Origin of the sequence: Microbacterium hydrocarbonoxydans (genome assembly GCF_011752045.1) — a bacterium.
In the GTDB taxonomy this organism is placed as follows: Bacteria; Actinomycetota; Actinomycetes; order Actinomycetales; family Microbacteriaceae; genus Microbacterium.
In genome coordinates, this window is sequence record NZ_JAAKXW010000003.1 from 1 (window position 1) to 17,058 (window position 17,058).

Sequence of the window (17,058 nt, forward strand, 5' to 3'; positions counted from 1 at the left end):
CTGCGGGCGGGGCCGGGGGCACGGCGGGCTGCGCCGGCGGCACTACCGGCGCTGCCGGCGGGACCGGCGCCCCGACCGGCGGCGCCGGAGGCGCCCCGACCGGCGGAACCGGAGCAGAGACCGGCGGCACCGGAGGCGGCCCGACCGGAGCGGCGGGCGGCGCCGGCGGCGGGAACGCGGCAGGAGCCGAGCCGGGCACGGGAGGCGGCGAGACCGCCGGGTACCCTGCGGGCGGAGCGAGCGGCACGGCCGGACCGGAGGGCGGCGCGACCGGGTTGCCCGAGGAGCCGGCTGCGACGGCATCCGCCTCGTGCTCACCCCAGCGGTGCGTGTGGTCGCGTGCGGCGGCGAGCACCGCGGCGCGGCTCACGCCGTCGAGGAGCTGCAGTGCATCGGCTCGCTCGAGCCCCGAGAGGTTGCCCGTGATCGGCCCCTGCACCGAGTGCACCTGGGCCCCGGAGACGCGCTGGGCGCGGTCGATCGGCCCCTGCGACAGCGAGACGCCCTGCAGGCGGGCGAGCGGGAAGATCGCGAGCTTGCGCCAGATCGTGCCACGGCGCAGCAGCAGCCCGAAGTCGGTGACCGCGTAGCCGTGGCGCTTCCACGACAGCGGGCGACGCCACCACGCACGCGCGGGGATCGTGCGGTACGGGTCGCCTGCCACCGGTCCGAGGATCCCGTGCTCCCAGACGAGCGGGATGTCGGATGCCGGGGCGTCAGGCAGGATCAGGCCGAGCACGCGCTCGACGTCGGCGCGCTTGCCGACGGGCAGCACGACGTTGAACTGCTGGGCGTTGCCGTTCTGCTGCTGCGCGGCGCTCTTGCCGCCCATGCGGTTGATCCGGATGGTCCACCAGCCGAAGGGCCGCCACAGCAGCGACTGCGACACCTCGACGGCGAAGATCCGCCCGGGCGGCAGCGTCTCCGTCACGGTGGTGAGCAGTCCGTACGTGATGCGCACGCCGTCCGGCGTGGGGGCGATGGAGTAGCGCAGCGACTTGGAGATCTGCGCCCAGGTGATGCCGACCACGGCGATGACGATCGGGATGCCCATGCCGAGCCCCAGGCCGACGCCGATGATGCCGAGCTCGGGCTCGTCGTCGAGGATCGCGCCGATCAGCACGCCGCCCATCGCGAGGAGGAAGATCGCACCGAAGAACACGATCCACAGCACGCTCGCGATGAGCTGAGATCCGATGAGACGTCCGGTCGGGATCTTCACGACGCTCTCCGGCGCGACATCGGCGAGGTCGACGCCGGCGATCAGGCCGTTGACGCCGTCGTTCACGGAGCCGACGAGCTGCGCGCGGGCGGATGCGGGTGCGCCGGGGACCACCGGCGCCCCCTGGGGCTCGCCGATCGCCGCCTGCCGCGCCGCCCTGGCGCCGGAGGCGAGCCGCAGGATGTCGGCGCGCACGGATTCGGCGCGGCCGGTCGCGAGGTACTCGAGCTCGACGTTCGCGTCGTTGCCGGCGCCGACGACCTCGAGCTTCGCGAGGCCGATCAGGCGGGCGGGGAACGGGCGGGTGAGGTTCACGCCCTGCACCCGGTCGAGCGGGGCGCGCCGGTGCGAGCGGAACACGATGCCCTTGCGCACCTCGACGTGATCGCCGGTGATCCGGAACTGCTGGAAGCGCCAGACGAACCAGAAGATCACGACCAGCACGACGACGAGCACGAGCACGCCGATCAGCGCGACCAGGGCGAAGTTGTTGCTGATCACCCAGTCCACGGGATCGCCGCCGTACTCGTCGTAGCCCACCCCTGGCTCGAAGAGGGCGACGAACCAGGCGATCAGGCGATCGCGCATGTTGGCGATGAGGAAGCCGCCGATGATGATCAGCGCCAGCCCGCCCTTGAAGAGCGGGGTGAGCGGATGCATCCGATGCCACTCGCCGTCGGCGAGCGTGTCGGAAGCGGATGACTGCGGCGGGGCGCTCGGCGCCGGCGGGAGCTGCTGGTCGCTCACAGGCCGGTCCGGCGGGTCTCGGCCACCTCGATGAGCCGGTCGCGCAGCGCCTCGGCCGCATCCTGGCTGAGACCGGGGATCTGCACGCCGGTGGTGGCGGCCGCGGTGACCATCTTCAGCTGGGAGATGCCGAAGGCCCGGTCGAGCGGGCCCTGGGTGATGTCCACGAGCTGCATGCGGCCGTAGGGAACGGCGATCATCCGCTGCCAGAGGATGCCCTTGCGGAAGACGATGTCGTCGGCGCGGAGCATGTACCCGATCGCCCGCGCCTGACGCGGCAGGATGATGAGCGTGATCAGGGTGAGCACCGTGATGACGCCCGCCGGGATCCACGCCCAGGTCTGCTCCGCGACGATGCTGATCACCAGCGCGACGACGAGGATGAACGCGATGAAGAGCAGGTTCTGCACGAACTGGGACGCCACGTAGCGCGGCGAGATCTGGTGCCACACTCCGTCGAGCTCGAGTCGCGCGTCGCTGCGGACGGTGCGCAGCTGCGTGTACGTCCCCTGATCGAGCGGGTCTGCGCCCTGGATCCGGTCAGGAAGGGCCGAACTCGGGTTCGCCGGGTTCAGGGGATCGATCTCGGGGTGCTGAGTCATCAGGATCCTTCGGAAGGGTGCAGAACTGTTCGGCGACGAGGGCGGCGATCACGAGCACCACAGAGCTCCCGATCAGGGCCAGCATCGCCACAGTCGACCCTACCTGGGGATCGATCGGGCGGGAGAGGAGGAACGCGAGGAGGCCGGCGCCGACGCCGGCCATGATCGCGCCGAGCAGGCTCGAGGCCCGCGCCAGCGTCGCGGCGCGCAGCGCGCGGAACGGATCGATGCGGATGCCGCTGCGCACGCTTCGTCGCACCGGCCAGGCCAGCGCGAGGGCGGCCGCGGCGATCAGGAGCAGCAGGACCGGCAGGAGCAGCGACGGGGTGAAGGTCGCCCGGCCGGTGGCGGTGAGCACCTGGTCCAGCAGGAATCCCGCCCCCGCGCCGAGCAGCGCGAGGACGGCGAGGAGGCCGCCCGAGGTGCGCTTCATCCTTCTCCTCGCGCACGCAGGTCGGCGACGAGGTCGGCGACGCGGCCGTGACCGGGGAGCACCGCGTCGGGGTCGAGGTCCAGCCAGGGCTCGAGCACGAAGAGACGCTCGGCGGCACGCGGATGCGGGAGCTGCAGCCGCGGATCGTCGGAGGCCTCCTCCCCGTAGACGATGAGGTCGAGGTCGAGGGTGCGGTCGCCCCAGCGCTCGTGCCGCTCGCGGCCGTTCTCGTCCTCGATCGCGTGCAGCATGCCGAGGAGGATCTGCGGTGCCAGCCTGGTCGTGACGAACGCCACGGCGTTGACGTAGCCGGGCGCGTCCGGGTCGTACCCGTCGATGCGCAGCGCGACGGTCTCGAACAGGCGCGAGAGTCGCACGTCGCTCACCAGCGGCAGCCGCGCGATGCGCTCGGCGGCGTGCCGGATGGTCTCCGCGCGGTCGCCGAGGTTGGCCCCGAAGGCGACGACGGCCACGGCATCCTCCCGTCCGGTCTTGGACGGCGGGACGTCGGGCGGGATCGTGAGATTGCGGCTCATGGTGCCGAGAACTCCACCGGCGGATGCGGACGGCCCCGGTTCACGGTCACGGCCACGTCGGCGAACGTCAGCGGGATCGGCGCGTGCGGCTTGTGCACGGTGACGCTGACGTGCAGCACTCGCTCGTCCTCGAGGACGACGTCGGCGATCCGCTCCGCGAGAGTCTCGATGAGGTTCACCGGCTCGCCTGCGACGACGGCGGCGACGCGCTCGGCGAGCTCGCCGTAGTGCACGGTGTCGGCGACGTCGTCGGATGCCGCGGCCTCCCGCAGCGGAAGCCCGAGGCGCAGGTCGATGGTGAACTCCTGGCCGTTCTCGCGCTCGTGGTCGAACACGCCGTGGCGGCCGAAGACGGTGAGCCCGGTGAGGGCGATCTGGTCCATGAAGTCCATGTCTCTATCCTTCCCAGGCGCGGGCGATGGCGATGGCATCCCGGGTGGCGGCGACGTCGTGCACGCGCACGGCCCAGACCCCGGCCCTGACGGCGAGGGCGCTGGTGACCGCGGTCGCGAGGTCGCGACGGGCCTCGGACACGTCCTCCCCGGGGAGGGTCTCGGCGAGGAACCTCTTGCGCGAGGTGCCGATCAGCACCCGCGGACCGAGGGCCACGATCTCGTCGAGGCCGCGCAGCACGTCCCAGTTCTGCGCCCCCGCCTTCGCGAACCCGATGCCGGGGTCCACGATGAGACGCGAAGGGGCGATGCCGGATGCCGCGGCCTCGCCGATGCGGTCCTGCAGCTCCCCCGCGACCTCCCGGGCGGCACGACGATACTCGGCGTGCGCGTACATGTCGGCGGAGAAGCCGCGCCAGTGCCCGACGGCGTAGTCGGCGCCGGACTCGGCCACGGCCGCGCGCATCTCGGGGTCGGCGAGGCCGCCGGAGACGTCGTTCACGATGCGGGCGCCGGCGCGCACGGCGGCGGCCGCCGTGGACGCGTTGAGGGTGTCGATGCTCACCGGGGCGCCGGCGGCGGCGAGCTGCTCGATGACGGGGATCACGCGCTGCTGCTCGACGTCCGCACCGACCCGCTCGGCGCCGGGGCGGGTGGACTCGCCGCCCACGTCGAGCACCGTGGCCCCGTCGGCGCGCAGCCGAAGGCCGTGCGCGACGGCGCTGTCGACGTCGAGGTACCGCCCGCCGTCGCTGAACGAGTCGGGCGTGACGTTCACGATGCCCCAGATGCCGGTCATCGGTTCGCGGTCCCGGTGCTCGTCGAGGCGCCGATCAGGGCGATGAGCTCGGTGCGGGCGACGGCATCCGCGTACTCGCCGCGCGCCGCGATCGTGAGGGTGGACGCCTCGGGCTGCCGGCCGCCGCGCATCGTGACGCAGCCGTGGCTCGCGTCCAGCACGACCAGCACACCGCGGGTGTCGAGGTTCTCTGCGATCGTGTCGGCGATCTGCTCGCCGAGCCGCTCCTGCACCTGCGGGCGGGCCGCGAGGATCTCCACGACCTTCACGAGGGCGCCCAGGCCCACGACCTGCTCCCCCGGCAGGTACGCGATGTGCGCGTGGCCGGCGAACGGCAGCAGATGGTGCTCGCAGACGGAGCGGAAGCGGATGTCGCGCAGCAGCACCGCCCCGGAGGGGAGCGTGTCCGGTGCCGGTCCGCGGGTGACGCTGATGGTGTGCGCGAGAGGCGCCGCGGCATCCTCCCCCACCCCGGAGAAGAACTCCGAGTACAGGTCGCCCATGCGGGTCGGGGTCTGCCTCAGACCCGGGCGGTCGGGGTCCTCTCCGATGGCCTCGAGCAGCTCGCGGGTGAGCCGTTCGACGCGCGCGCGGTCGACGGCCACGGTCACGCCGTCGCGGGACGGGGGTGACCGGCGCCGGCCGATCCCTGTTGCGCCCGCGGGGACGCGGAGGGAGCCTCGACGGATGCCGCGAGCGAGACGTCCTTCTTGGGCACCTCGATCGGCGGGCGCTCCGAGACCGGCCGGTCCTCGCTGGAGAGCCAGAGCGGACGCTCGGGGAGCTTCTTCACCTCGGTGAAGATCTCGGCGATGCGGTTGTGGTCGAGGGTCTCCTCCTCGAGCAGCGCGAGCGCGAGCTTGTCGAGGATGTCGCGGTTCTCGCTGATCACCTTGTAGGCCTCGTTGTGCGCCTGCTCGATGAGGGCGCGGACCTCGGCGTCGACGCGCTCGGCGACGCGCTCGGAGTACTCGCGGCCGCGGCCCATGTCGCGACCGGCGAAGGGCTCGCCGCCCTCGGAGCCGAGCTTCACCGGGCCGACCTCGGTCGTCATGCCGTACTCGATGACCATCTTGCGGGCGATCGAGGTCGCCTTCTCGATGTCGTTCGAGGCGCCGGTGGTCGGGTCGTGGAAGACGATCTCCTCGGCGACGCGGCCGCCCATGGCGTAGGTGAGCTGGTCCTGCAGCTCGTTGCGTGTCACGGAGTACTTGTCGTCCAGCGGCAGCACCATCGTGTAGCCGAGGGCCCGGCCGCGCGGGAGGATCGTGATCTTGGTGACCGGGTCGGTGTAGTTCATCGCCGCCGCGGCGAGGGCGTGACCGCCCTCGTGGTACGCGGTGATGAGCTTCTCCTTGTCCTTCATCACGCGTGTGCGGCGCTGCGGGCCGGCGATCACGCGGTCGATGGCCTCGTCGAGGGCGCGGTTGTCGATGAGCTGCGCGTTCGACCGCGCGGTGAGCAGGGCGGCCTCGTTGAGGACGTTCGCGAGGTCGGCGCCGGTGAAGCCGGGGGTCTTGCGGGCGACGACCTCGAGGTCGACGCTCTTCGACAGCGGCTTGCCCTTCGCGTGCACCTCGAGGATGCGCTGGCGGCCCTTGAGGTCGGGGGCGTCGACGCCGATCTGACGGTCGAAGCGACCGGGGCGCAGCAGTGCCGGGTCGAGGATGTCGGGACGGTTGGTCGCCGCGATCACGATGACGTTCGCGTTCGGGTCGAAGCCGTCCATCTCGACGAGCATCTGGTTGAGGGTCTGCTCGCGCTCGTCGTTGCCGCCACCGAGGCCGGCGCCGCGGTGACGGCCGACGGCGTCGATCTCGTCGATGAAGATGATCGCGGGGGCGTTCTCCTTGGCCTGGTTGAACAGGTCGCGCACGCGGGAGGCGCCGACGCCGACGAACATCTCGACGAAGTCGGAGCCGGAGATCGAGTAGAAGGGGGCGCCTGCCTCGCCGGCGACCGCGCGGGCGAGGAGGGTCTTGCCGGTTCCGGGAGGGCCGTACAGCAGCACGCCCTTCGGGATGCGGGCGCCGATGGCCTGGAACTTGGCGGGGTCCTGCAGGAACTCCTTGATCTCGTGGAGCTCCTCGATGGCCTCGTCGGCACCGGCGACGTCGCCGAAGGTGACCGTGGGGGTCTCCTTGTTGACGAGCTTCGCCTTGGACTTGCCGAACTGCATGACCTTGCCGCCGCCGCCCTGCATCGAGGAGAGCAGCCACCAGAACAGCAGGCCGAGCAGCACGAGCGGGAGCAGGAGCGAGAGGAAGCCGTCGAACCAGGTCGCTCGCGGGACGGCATCGTTGTAGCCGTCCTTCGGCTCGGCGGCGTTGATCGCCTTCACGACCTCGGCAGCGCGCGCCTCGACGTAGTAGAACTGGACGGACTCGGATCCCTCGAACGGCTTCGACAGCTTCATGTCGACGCGCTGGTCGCCGTCGGTGTTCACGACCTCGGTCACCGTGCTGCCGGACAGCAGCTCGAGACCCTCCTGCGTGGTGATCTGCTTGGGGGCGCCGAGGTTCGAGATCAGCAGGAAGCCGCCGAAGAGCAGCAGCCCGATCAGGGCGACATAGATCAGCGGATTCCGGGTGAGCTTCTTCACGTCCATGGTCGGATCAGCGTATCGCGCGAGCCCTAGGCGGGGGCTGTGCGTTCACCCACGGCGTACCGCCGCGCGGCGATGCGTCAGGAGTAGACGTGCGGTGCGAGGACGGCCACGTCGCGCAGGTTGCGGTAGCGCTCGGCGTAGTCGAGCCCGTAGCCGACCACGAACTCGGTGGGGATGTCGAACCCCACGTAGCGGCAGTCGATCTCGACCTTCGCCGCCTCGGGCTTGCGCAGCAGAGCGAGCACCTCGATCGACTCGGCGCCGCGCGACTCGAAGTTCTCCAGCAGCCAGCTGAGCGTCAGGCCGGAGTCGATGATGTCCTCGACGATGAGCACGTGCTTGCCGTTCAGGTCGGTGTCGAGGTCCTTCCGGATCTGCACGACACCGCTCGACTTCGTGCTCGCGCCGTAGCTGGAGACGGCCATCCAGTCCATCGGCGCGTGGAACGGCAGCGCGCGGGCGAAGTCGGCCATCACCATGATCGCGCCCTTGAGCACGCCGACGAGGAGCAGATCCTTGCCCTCGTAGTCCCGCGCGACCTGCGCGGCGAGCTCCTCCAGTTTCGCGAGGATCTCCTCCTCGGTGACGAGGATCTGAGAAAGGTCGTCCTGGATCTCCGCGGCGCGCATGGATCGATATTAGCTTCCCCGCTACTGTGAGGCTGAGACGGGCCCGCGCCCACCGACGGAAGGATTCCACATGGCTCTTGACGACATCCTCACCCAGGTGCCGATCGACGACATCGCCGCGAAGCTCGGCGTCTCGCAGGAGGAGGCCAAGGCGGCGGTCGAGCAGGGCGGCGCGGTGCTGCTGAGCGGACTCGCGAAGAACGCGTCGACGAGCGAGGGCTCCTCCGCGATCGAGGAGGCGCTGAAGCGGCACGAGGGCGCGACGCCTGCGACGAAGGTCGACGAGATCGACCAGAACGACGGCGGCAAGATCGTCACCCACATCCTCGGCGCGAAGGAGAAGGAGGTGACCGATCAGCTCACGCAGTCGAAGGAGACCGCCGGCATCGACTTCGGCAAGCTTCTCCCGATCCTCGCGCCGATCATCATGGGCCTCATCGCCAACGCCAACAAGGGCAAGCAGACGGATGCCGGCGGCGAGCAGTCCGGCGGCGGACTCGGTGACATCATCGGCGGTCTGCTGGGCGGCGGCAGCGGCTCCGGCGGCGCGGGCGCGGGCGGAGGGCTCGGCGACATCATCGGCGGCCTGATCGGCGGCGGCAGCGGCTCCTCCGGCGGAGGCATCGGCGACATCCTCGGCGGGCTCTTCGGCGGCAAGAAGTAGCAGGGCACCACCCGGTCGTTGAGCGAGGGATCGAAGCGACCGAGACGAAACGCCCCTTCACAACCATGACCTCGGTCAGGTCACTGAAGGGGCGTTTCGTCTCGCTTCGCTCGCTCAGCGACCGGCCGCGGTGAAGACGATCCGCCCGCCGAGGCGCGCGGCGGAGCATCCGGGCAGGTCGATCGGGCCCTGTCCCGACCAGTCCGTGACCAGCCGGGCGACCTCGACGGTCTGAGTGCGGGTGAGACTCGTCCCGAACTCGCTGTCCACGACGAGGCGGATGATCCGGTTGCGCAGGGCGGCCGGGTTCGCGGCGAGGGCGGCGACGCTCACCGAGATTCCCGCCTCGGCATGCTCGACGATGTCCTCGATCGTCTCGTGGATCATCTCGTCGAAGGCCTCGGCGTCCTCCCGGAGCTGCTCGGCGGTGCGGGCGAGCGCCTCGGCGATGCCGGGGCCGAGCTCCTCCTCCAGCACCGGCAGCACGCGCTCGCGCACGCGCACCCGCGCGAAGCGGCCCTCGGCGTTGTGCGGGTCGTCCCAGGGATCCAGATCGGATGCCGCGCAGAAGGCCCGGGTGGTCTCGCGCCGCACACCCAGCAGCGGGCGCACCCACCGGAGACCCCGCTCGTCTTCGCGCACCGGAGCCATGCCCTGCAGGCTCGCGGCGCCGGAGCCGCGGGCCAGGCCGAGCAGCACCGTCTCCGCCTGGTCGTCGAGCGTGTGTCCGAGCAGGACGGCGGCGGCTCCCGCGTCGGCGGCGGCATCGCGCAGCACGCCGTAGCGCGCCTCGCGTGCGGCGGCCTCGGGGCCGCCCTCGACGCCCACCTCGACCTTCACGATGAGCGCGTCCAGTCCGAGTCCGGCGGCAGTGCGTGCAGCCGCCGCGGCGACGGCATCCGACCCCTCCTGCAATCCGTGATCGACCGTGAGGGTTCCCGCCCGAAGGCCGAGCTTCGACGCCTCGAAGGCGGTCGCTGCGGCGAGCGCGAGCGAATCGGCCCCTCCGGAGAGAGCGACGACGACGGTCGAGCCCTCGGGGAGGTCGGCGAGCGCGGTGCGCACGGCGAGGCGGATCTCGGCGATGGCGGGGTTCAGCGAGGGCACGGCTCCACGCTACTGCGCGGCGCCGTCCCCACCGCTAACGGGCGGACCAGCCGCCGTCCATCGTGTAGCTCGCGCCGGTGACCATCGCGGCCTCGGCGCCGGCCAGCCACGCCACCAGGGACGCGACCTCTGCCGGCTCCACCAGCCGCTTGACGGCGCTCTCGGTGAGCATGATCCGCTCGAGCACCTCGGCCTCGGGGATGCCGTGGACGCGCGCCTGATCGGCCAGCTGCTTCTCGACCAGCGGGGTGCGCACGTAGCCGGGGTTGACGCAGTTGCTGGTCACGCCATGTGCACCGCCCTCGAGCGCGGTCACCTTCGACAGCCCCTCGAGCCCGTGCTTGGCCGCCACGTAGGCGGACTTGTACGGCGATGCGCGCAGGCCGTGCACGGAGGAGACGTTCACGATCCGCCCGAAACCACGCGCGTACATGCCGGGGAGGGCTGCCCGGACCAGGAGGAACGGCACCTCCAGCATGAGCGTGATGATCCGCCGGAAGTCCTGCGGGGCGAAGTCCTCGATCGGGCTCACGTGCTGGATCCCCGCGTTGTTCACGAGGATGTCGACCCCGGCCAGCGCCTCCGCCAGCCGGTCGTCGGCGACCGCCGCCGGGTCGAGCAGGTCCACCGCCCAGCTCGATCCCCCGACGGCCATCGCCGCCTCCTCGCAGCCGGCACGATCCCGGTCGGCGACCACCACGTGGGCGCCGCGCGCGGCGAGCTCCTGCACGACGGCGAAGCCGATGCCGCTCGCGCCGCCGGTGACGAGCGCGCGCCGGCCGGACAGCGGCCCGTCCGCCGGGGTCATCCGCCGACCTTCGCGGTCGCGAGGCCGTGCCGGCGGGCATCCGCCTCGTCGACCTGGAGCAGCGAGATGCCTCGGGTCTCCTTCATGGTGAGGACGGCGACCGCGGTGACGGCGCAGGCGGCGGCGACGTAGACGGCGACCGGCGTCCAGGAGCCGGAATCCTGCAGCAGCGCCGTCGCGATGATCGGCGCCAGCGAGCCGGCGACGATCGAGGTGACCTGGTAGCCGAGGGAGACGCCGGAGTACCGCATCCGCGTCGGGAACATCTCGGCCATGATCGCCGGCTGGCCCGCGTACATCAACGCGTGGAAGCACAGGCCGATCGTGATCGCCGCGATGATGATGATCGGGTTCGTGGTGTCGAACATCGGGAAGGCGAAGAACGCCCAGGTCGCCCCGAGCACGGCGCCGGCGAGGTAGACGGGGCGGCGACCGATCGCATCCGAGAGCCGGCCCACCTGCGGGATGACGAGGAAGTGGATGACGTGCGCCACGAGCAGGGCGAGCAGCAGCTGGCTGGTGTCGTACGCGTGCACGGTCTTCAGGTAGACGATCGAGAACGACACGATGATGTAGTACAGGATGTTCTCGGCGAACCGCAGGCCCATGGCGCCGAAGATGCCCCGCGGGTAGCGCTTGACTACCTCGAGCACGCCGTAGCCGGCCGCCTTGTCGGCCTCGACCTGGGCGCGGGCCTCGAGGAAGATGGGCGCCTCGCTGACGTGCGTGCGGATGTAGTAGCCGATGACCACGACGATCGCCGAGACCCAGAAGGCCACGCGCCAGCCCCAGCCGAGGAACTGGTCGGACGGCAGGATCCAGGACATCCCGAGCAGAACCAGGGTGGCGAGCAGGTTGCCCACCGGAACGGCCGCCTGCGGCCAGCTGGACCAGAACCCGCGCGAGCGGTCGGGGCTGTGCTCGGCCACCAGCAGCACGGCACCACCCCATTCGCCGCCGACGGCGAAGCCCTGGATGAAGCGCAGAGCCACGAGCAGCACCGGCGCCCAGTACCCGATGGTGTCGAAGCCGGGAAGGCAGCCCATCAGGAAGGTGGCGACGCCGACGAGGATGATCGTGATCTGCAGCGTGTGCTTGCGGCCGAGCCGGTCGCCGATCTGGCCGAACACGATGCCGCCGAGGGGACGCGCGACGAACCCGACGGCGTACGTCAGGAACGCGGCGATGATGCCGTCGAGCTCGGTTCCGGCGTTCGGGAAGAAGTAGGCGCCGAAGACGAGGGACGCGGCGGTGGCGTAGAGGAAGAACTCGTACCACTCGACGACGGTGCCCACCATCGACGCGGCGACGATCCTCTTCAAGCCGGATGTCTCCGTGGCCGGGGCGGTCTGCTTGCTGGCGCTCATGGGGGTGCACTCCTTCGTGTTCCGCTTCGGGTTCGGCAGAGTCCGCATCGACGTCTGCCCGCCACCCCGGCATGTTCCGGCGGGGCGGCCTCAGTCAGTATGGGCAGACGCGCTCATCTGCATCAATGACCAGTCCGGCAGATGTCGTGTGCAGAATTGCAGATATGAATCAGGCACTCGGCGTCAGGGGACCGAACCCCGACGACCTGCTCATCCTCCTCGCCGTCGCGCGCACGGGTCGCTTCACCACGGCCGGCGACGGCCTCGGTCTCAACCACACCACCGTCGCACGGCGGATCGCCGCTCTCGATGATGACCTCGGCGGCCGCACGCTCGCCCGCGCCGCCGGCGGCTGGGAGCTCACCGATCTCGGCCGCCGGGCGATGCGGGCCGCGGAGGACGTGGAGGCCGCCGTGGCCACCATCCACGGCGACGATGCGCAGCCGGACCAGATCGCCGGGGTGGTGCGGATGTCCGCCACCGACGGCTTCAGCGCCTTCGTCGTGGCGCCCGCGGTGGCAGACCTGCGGCGGCGGCATCCGCGGCTGAGCGTCGAGATCGTCAACGTCACCCGGCGAGCCCTGCAGCATCGCTCCGGCCTGGACCTGGAGGTCGTGGTCGGGCACCCGCAGGTGCATCGCGCGGAGGCGGTCCGGCTGGGCGATTACACGCTCGGGATGTACGCTTCCCGGGCGTACCTCGACGAGTACGGCACTCCCGCCGGGATCGCCGAGCTCAGTGAGCATCCGCTCGTGTACTTCGTGGACTCGATGCTGCAGGTCGACGACCTCGACGCGCCGCGACGGCTCGTGCCGGGGATGCTGGACTCGCTGAGCTCCACGAACGTCTTCGTCCACGTCGAGGCCACGCGCGCCGGCGCGGGGATCGGCTTCCTCCCCTGCTTCATGGCCGACCGGCACGACGACCTCGTGCGGCTGCTGCCGGAGGAGTTCGCCGAGCGCCTGCCGTACTGGATGGTGCTGCGCCCCGACTCGCTGCGCCAGCCCGCGGTCGCGGCGGTCGCCGAGGCGCTGCGCCGGCGCACGATCGCCGTGCAGGATGCGCTCCTGGGTCTTGCGCCGCTGACGCGGAGCTGACGGCCCGCACGGCATTCGCGGGACGCGAGGCCCGAGTAGGCTGGTCGGCGGCATCCAACCCGTCATTCTGAGGAGCACACGCATGGGCGCACACGACGCCGTCATCGAGATCCCGCGCGGCAGCCGCGTGAAGTACGAGGTCGACCACGAGACCGGGCGAGTCCACCTCGACCGCGTCCTCTACACGACGTTCGGCTACCCGGCCGACTACGGCTACTTCGACAACACGCTCGGCGAGGACGGCGACCCGCTCGACGTGCTCGTGCTCCTGGACCACGCCATCTACCCCGGCGTCGTCGTGAACGTGCGTCCTGTCGCCGTGCTGAAGATGAGCGACGAGGCCGGCGGCGACGACAAGCTCGTCGCAGTCCTCTCGAAGGACCCGCGCTGGGCGCACATCCAGGGCATCGGCGACATCGCCGAGTACACGAAGAAGGAGATCGAGCACTTCTTCGAGCACTACAAGGACCTCGAGCCCAACAAGTGGGTCAAGGTCGACGCCTGGGGCGACGCGGCCGAGGCGCAGCGCATCCTCGACGAGGCGATCGTCCGCTTCGGCGAGCAGGGTCACTGACCCCGCCCTCGGGCCACTGAGCCCGCACGCCACGCAGAAGACCCCCGGTTCCGCTCAGCGGCCGGGGGTCTTCTCGATGTCAGAAGCGGATGCTCAGATGCTCACGCCACGGGCGGACATGAAGTTCGACGGGTTGACCGGGGCGCCGTTGATGTACACCTCGAAGTGCAGGTGACATCCGGCCGACGCACCCGTGTTGCCGGCGTAGGCGATGACCTGGCCGGCGTTCACCCAGTCGCCGCTGCGCACAGCGAAGCCCCCCGGCTTGATGTGCGCATAGCCGGTGGCGACGCCGCCGCCGTGCTGGATGCGTACGTAGTTGCCGTAGCCGCCGTTCTCCCAGGCGTAGTCCACCGTGCCCGACTGCGCCGCATAGATCGCGGCACCGCAGCCGTTCGCGAGGTCGACACCCCGGTGATAGGTGGAGCATCCGCTGCAGGGAGCAGGGCGAGGACCGTAGCCGGCACTGCGGTAGCCGCCGTGCGGCCGGCACCAGCCGCCGCTGCCCTGGGAGCCGCCACCGCCGCTGTTGCCGCCGGCGGCGGCCGCGGCCTCCGCGGCTTCGCGCTCGCGACGCGCCTTCGCCTCCGCCTCGACACCCGCCTTGTAGCCGGCGATGGTGGTCGCCGTGGCGTCCTTGAGCGCGGCGAGCTGCGCCTGCATGGTGGCGAGGTTCGCGGTCTGCTCGTCGAGCGCCGCCTGCGCGGCATCCGCCGCGGCCTGCGCCGCGATCATCTTCTGCTCGGCGACCTGCTGCAGCCGGTCGCGCTCGTTGCGGGCGACGACGGCCTGGTCGCTGAGCGACTGTGCGCTGTCGCGGGCCGCGACGGCGTTGTCGTACACCGTCTGGTTGTACTGGTACAGCTTGTCCATCGAGCCGAGGCGCGAGAGCAGCTCGTCGGCGTTGTCGGCGGAGCCCGCGAAGAACAGCTCGAGGGCGGTGTCGTCGCCGCCGTTGCGGTAGAGCTGGGCGGCCACCTGTCCGGCCTTGCGGATCGCGTCGTCGGCGACCACGGCCTGCGCGTCGGCCTGCGCCTGCAGGGCCTCGGCCTCGGCGATCGCGTCGAAGTACTCCTGCTGGGCGACGTAGAACTCGTCGGAGGCGACCTTCGCCGCCGCCTGCGTCTCGGAGACCTTCTGGGTGAGGGACGCGATGAGCCCCTCGATACGGGAGACCTCGGCAGCCTTGGCGGCCTGGTTGTTCATGGCGGCCTGCACGTCGTCCCAGCTCGGGTACGACGCGGCGTAGGCGGCGGAGACGCCGGAGGTGATGCCGAAGGCGCTGAGCGCGGCGACGCTGAGGGCACCGAGGCCCAAAGCACTGCGACGGGTCAGGGTGGTGTTCTTCCAGAACGCCCGGCTCTCGGCGGGCGTGGGCGCGCAACCGCAGTCGGCGGATGCCGCCTCTGCAGCATCCGCGATGGATGGCTTCTTGTTCACGCGGCCCCTTCCGCCGGTTTCACACATGCCACAGTAACAACATCTTTCACATCCGCAACAGGGCTGGGGACGGATGCGCGGCACGGCGAACTTCTCCCATAGTCCTCCGGAACACGCCCGGGCGGAAGAGGACTCGCCCTCGATTCGCGATTTGCGTGATTCATCCCTTATGCTTGAGCGTCGGCAAGGAAGTCCTCCGGGACAGACCTTCGGCCCCATCGTTTAGCGGCCTAGGACGCCGCCCTTTCACGGCGGTAGCACGGGTTCGAATCCCGTTGGGGTCACCCAATCCGATACAATTGAAAACAAGTATGGCCCTGTAGCGCAGTTGGTTAGCGTGCCGCCCTGTCACGGCGGAGGTCGCGGGTTCAAGTCCCGTCAGGGTCGCTCTAAGCGACGGGCCTTCTTTCGAGAAGGCCTTTCGTCTGGATGCGACAGGTTCGCCGGTCGCACGGCTCTGTAGCTCAGTTGGTAGAGCGCACGACTGAAAATCGTGAGGTCACGGGATCGACGCCCGTCGGAGCCACAAGGCTGATCATTACAATCAGCCCAGAAACCCTCGCGTAGCTTCTACATCGCGGGGGTTTTGCTTTTGCCCCGAACGATCATGGGCGACGGCTGAGATCTGCGCCGCCGGCAGGAGTGGCCTCGAGCTCATTCCAGCAGGATGGAGCCCGTCGGGATCGAGCCCACGCTGCGAGGCGCCGAGAAGCCGCCCGCTCCGTCACCGGGGTAGACGAGGAGTTCTCCCGATGTCGTGACGGCGATCAGGTCGGCACGGCCGTCGCCGGAGTAGTCCACCCCTCCGGTGAGCCCTGCGAAGGTCGACCAGCCGGGGCCGATCCGCCGCCGATCCCCGAAGGCCGTTCCGGTCCCGGGATAGAAGTAGAGGCTCCCTGCGTCGTCGACGGCCATGACGTCTCCGCGGCCGTCGCCGTTGAAATCGCCCCCGACGATATGCCGCATCACCTGCCATCCGCTCCCGGCTGTGAGGGAGCCGGCGAGGCCTGAGCCATCGAAACGGTGGATGAGCAGAGTCCCGGATGGCGTCACCGCGAGGAGGTCGTGCCGTCCGTCGCCGGAGTAGTCGGCGCCCGAGGCGACCTGGCGCAGGTCGTACCAGCCGGTGCCGATGATGTCGTGACCGTCGAAACCGCGACCTCCGCTCCCCGAGTACAGCTCGAGGGCTCCGTCGCTGCGAACGACGAGCATGTCCGCATGACCGTCGGCGTCGAGGTCCGCGTGGGTGAGATGGCGTTTGGCGCCCCACGCCGAGGTGATGATCTCGGCAGCCCCGAAACCGCCGCCAGCCGCCCCCGGGAAGATCTGGAGGTCGCTGTCGGCCGCGACCACGAGGAGGTCGCTCCTGCCGTCTCCGTTGTAATCGGCGATCAGCGGCTTCGCCGGGACGCCTGTTCCGAGACCCGGGAAGGACGTCGGGATCACCGTGCCGCTCGTGACGCGCGTGAGGCACGTGAAGCCGTCGTTGATCGCCGCGTACACCGAACCGTTGCGCCACACCTCGAAGTGCAGGTGGAACGCCGTCGCGTTCCCCGTCTTGCCGACCGCGCCGATGGACTGCCCGCGCTCCACCCGCGTCCCGGGTGCGTACGTGCCGGGGGCGGCCATGTGCGCGTAGCGGGTGACGTAGCCGCCCGCGTGCTCGACGTCGGTGAAGTACCCGTATCCGGAGTTCACGGAACGCGTCTTGATCACCCCGTCGTACGCCGCGCGGATCGGCTGCCCGCCATCACCGGCGATGTCGATGCCCTGGTGAGAGGGGCGGACGTTGCCGTAGCATCCGTCTCCCACCCTCGACGTGATGGTCCCCGATATGGGGACGATCATCTGCCCGTCCGTGGCCGCCGTGGCCGGGGAGGGATCCGAGACCACGGGGACCAGCGCCGCAGCGCCGAGCGCGACGGCCAGCGCCGCCCCGACGCCGGCGCGACGGAGCCGCGAACGCACCGTGGCCCAGGTCGGCCCGATCCTCCGCGAGCTGGCAGTCGTATTACGCATCGGCGCCACCGTAT

Annotated in this window: 17 protein-coding genes and 3 tRNA genes; 6 read left to right on the forward strand and 14 right to left on the reverse strand. The window is 70.6% G+C overall.

What is annotated here, in order from left to right:
* From G6G98_RS11145 to hpt, 9 genes are all read right to left on the reverse strand, one after another.
* Positions 1–1,969: PH domain-containing protein (locus tag G6G98_RS11145; RefSeq protein WP_208321475.1), on the reverse strand; the 1,969-nt coding region annotated here is incomplete at its 3' end.
* Positions 1,966–2,571, reverse strand: a complete 606-nt coding sequence (locus G6G98_RS11150; RefSeq protein WP_164234277.1) for a PH domain-containing protein — start codon at positions 2,569–2,571, stop codon at positions 1,966–1,968. The genes G6G98_RS11150 and G6G98_RS11145, both read right to left, overlap by 4 nt.
* Positions 2,510–3,004: a DUF3180 domain-containing protein gene (locus G6G98_RS11155; RefSeq protein ID WP_164234276.1), complete on the reverse strand. Its 495-nt coding sequence runs from the start codon at positions 3,002–3,004 to the stop codon at positions 2,510–2,512. Before G6G98_RS11155 ends, G6G98_RS11150 begins: the two co-directional genes overlap by 62 nt.
* Positions 3,001–3,540, reverse strand: a complete 540-nt coding sequence (gene folK, locus G6G98_RS11160) for a 2-amino-4-hydroxy-6-hydroxymethyldihydropteridine diphosphokinase (RefSeq protein WP_164234275.1) — start codon at positions 3,538–3,540, stop codon at positions 3,001–3,003. Before folK ends, G6G98_RS11155 begins: the two co-directional genes overlap by 4 nt.
* The gene (gene folB, locus G6G98_RS11165; protein ID WP_164234274.1) at positions 3,537–3,932 is read right to left on the reverse strand and encodes a dihydroneopterin aldolase; all 396 of its coding nucleotides are present in this window, start codon (positions 3,930–3,932) and stop codon (positions 3,537–3,539) included. Before folB ends, folK begins: the two co-directional genes overlap by 4 nt.
* 4 nt (positions 3,933–3,936) lie before the next feature.
* Positions 3,937–4,731: a dihydropteroate synthase gene (gene folP, locus G6G98_RS11170; RefSeq protein WP_164234273.1), complete on the reverse strand. Its 795-nt coding sequence runs from the start codon at positions 4,729–4,731 to the stop codon at positions 3,937–3,939.
* Positions 4,728–5,336 (reverse strand): GTP cyclohydrolase I, encoded by a 609-nt coding sequence (gene folE / locus G6G98_RS11175; RefSeq protein WP_164234272.1) that lies wholly within the window; start codon positions 5,334–5,336, stop codon positions 4,728–4,730. The genes folP and folE overlap by 4 nt, the downstream gene beginning before the upstream one ends.
* A 2-nt stretch (positions 5,337–5,338) precedes the next feature.
* The gene (gene ftsH / locus G6G98_RS11180; protein ID WP_164234271.1) at positions 5,339–7,339 is read right to left on the reverse strand and encodes an ATP-dependent zinc metalloprotease FtsH; all 2,001 of its coding nucleotides are present in this window, start codon (positions 7,337–7,339) and stop codon (positions 5,339–5,341) included.
* Positions 7,340–7,416: 77 nt separating this feature from the next.
* The gene (gene hpt, locus G6G98_RS11185; protein ID WP_067355838.1) at positions 7,417–7,968 is read right to left on the reverse strand and encodes a hypoxanthine phosphoribosyltransferase; all 552 of its coding nucleotides are present in this window, start codon (positions 7,966–7,968) and stop codon (positions 7,417–7,419) included.
* Between the two features lie 70 nt (positions 7,969–8,038).
* On the opposite strand from hpt, the gene G6G98_RS11190 reads away from it, so the two are divergent.
* Complete coding sequence (locus tag G6G98_RS11190; RefSeq protein WP_164234270.1) at positions 8,039–8,632, forward strand: DUF937 domain-containing protein; 594 nt, start codon at positions 8,039–8,041, stop codon at positions 8,630–8,632.
* A gap of 114 nt (positions 8,633–8,746) precedes the next feature.
* Here G6G98_RS11190 and tilS read toward each other — a convergent pair whose 3' ends face one another.
* Genes tilS through G6G98_RS11205 form a run of 3 tightly spaced genes read right to left on the reverse strand, consistent with a single transcriptional unit; the run spans position 8,747 to position 11,914 of the window.
* The gene (tilS, locus tag G6G98_RS11195; protein WP_164234269.1) at positions 8,747–9,739 is read right to left on the reverse strand and encodes a tRNA lysidine(34) synthetase TilS; all 993 of its coding nucleotides are present in this window, start codon (positions 9,737–9,739) and stop codon (positions 8,747–8,749) included.
* A 34-nt stretch (positions 9,740–9,773) separates the two neighbouring features.
* Entirely contained in the window at positions 9,774–10,547 is a 774-nt protein-coding gene (locus tag G6G98_RS11200; RefSeq protein ID WP_067355848.1) for a 3-hydroxybutyrate dehydrogenase, read from the reverse strand.
* Positions 10,544–11,914 carry an MFS transporter gene (locus G6G98_RS11205; RefSeq protein ID WP_164234268.1) on the reverse strand — a complete coding sequence of 457 codons (1,371 nt, stop codon included), beginning with the start codon at positions 11,912–11,914 and terminating at the stop codon, positions 10,544–10,546. Before G6G98_RS11205 ends, G6G98_RS11200 begins: the two co-directional genes overlap by 4 nt.
* 164 nt (positions 11,915–12,078) lie before the next feature.
* Here G6G98_RS11205 and G6G98_RS11210 point away from each other — a divergent pair, with 164 nt between their 5' ends.
* Positions 12,079–13,011, forward strand: a complete 933-nt coding sequence (locus G6G98_RS11210) for a LysR family transcriptional regulator (protein WP_243842099.1) — start codon at positions 12,079–12,081, stop codon at positions 13,009–13,011.
* 82 nt (positions 13,012–13,093) lie between these two features.
* Positions 13,094–13,585 carry an inorganic diphosphatase gene (locus G6G98_RS11215; protein ID WP_164234266.1) on the forward strand — a complete coding sequence of 164 codons (492 nt, stop codon included), beginning with the start codon at positions 13,094–13,096 and terminating at the stop codon, positions 13,583–13,585.
* A gap of 93 nt (positions 13,586–13,678) precedes the next feature.
* Here G6G98_RS11215 and G6G98_RS11220 read toward each other — a convergent pair whose 3' ends face one another.
* On the reverse strand, positions 13,679–15,025 hold the full coding sequence (locus G6G98_RS11220; protein ID WP_243842100.1) for a M23 family metallopeptidase: 1,347 nt from the start codon (positions 15,023–15,025) through the stop codon (positions 13,679–13,681).
* Positions 15,026–15,236: 211 nt separating this feature from the next.
* On the opposite strand from G6G98_RS11220, the gene G6G98_RS11225 reads away from it, so the two are divergent.
* The 3 genes from G6G98_RS11225 (at position 15,237) to G6G98_RS11235 (ending at position 15,551) form a co-directional block, all read left to right on the forward strand.
* Positions 15,237–15,309, forward strand: a tRNA-Glu gene (locus G6G98_RS11225).
* A 29-nt stretch (positions 15,310–15,338) separates the two neighbouring features.
* Positions 15,339–15,412 (forward strand) — tRNA-Asp (locus G6G98_RS11230).
* A 66-nt stretch (positions 15,413–15,478) separates the two neighbouring features.
* Positions 15,479–15,551, forward strand: a tRNA-Phe gene (locus G6G98_RS11235).
* A gap of 128 nt (positions 15,552–15,679) precedes the next feature.
* Here G6G98_RS11235 and G6G98_RS11240 read toward each other — a convergent pair.
* Positions 15,680–17,044, reverse strand: a complete 1,365-nt coding sequence (locus G6G98_RS11240) for a VCBS repeat domain-containing M23 family metallopeptidase (RefSeq protein WP_164234265.1) — start codon at positions 17,042–17,044, stop codon at positions 15,680–15,682.
* Positions 17,045–17,058: the final 14 nt, after the last annotated feature.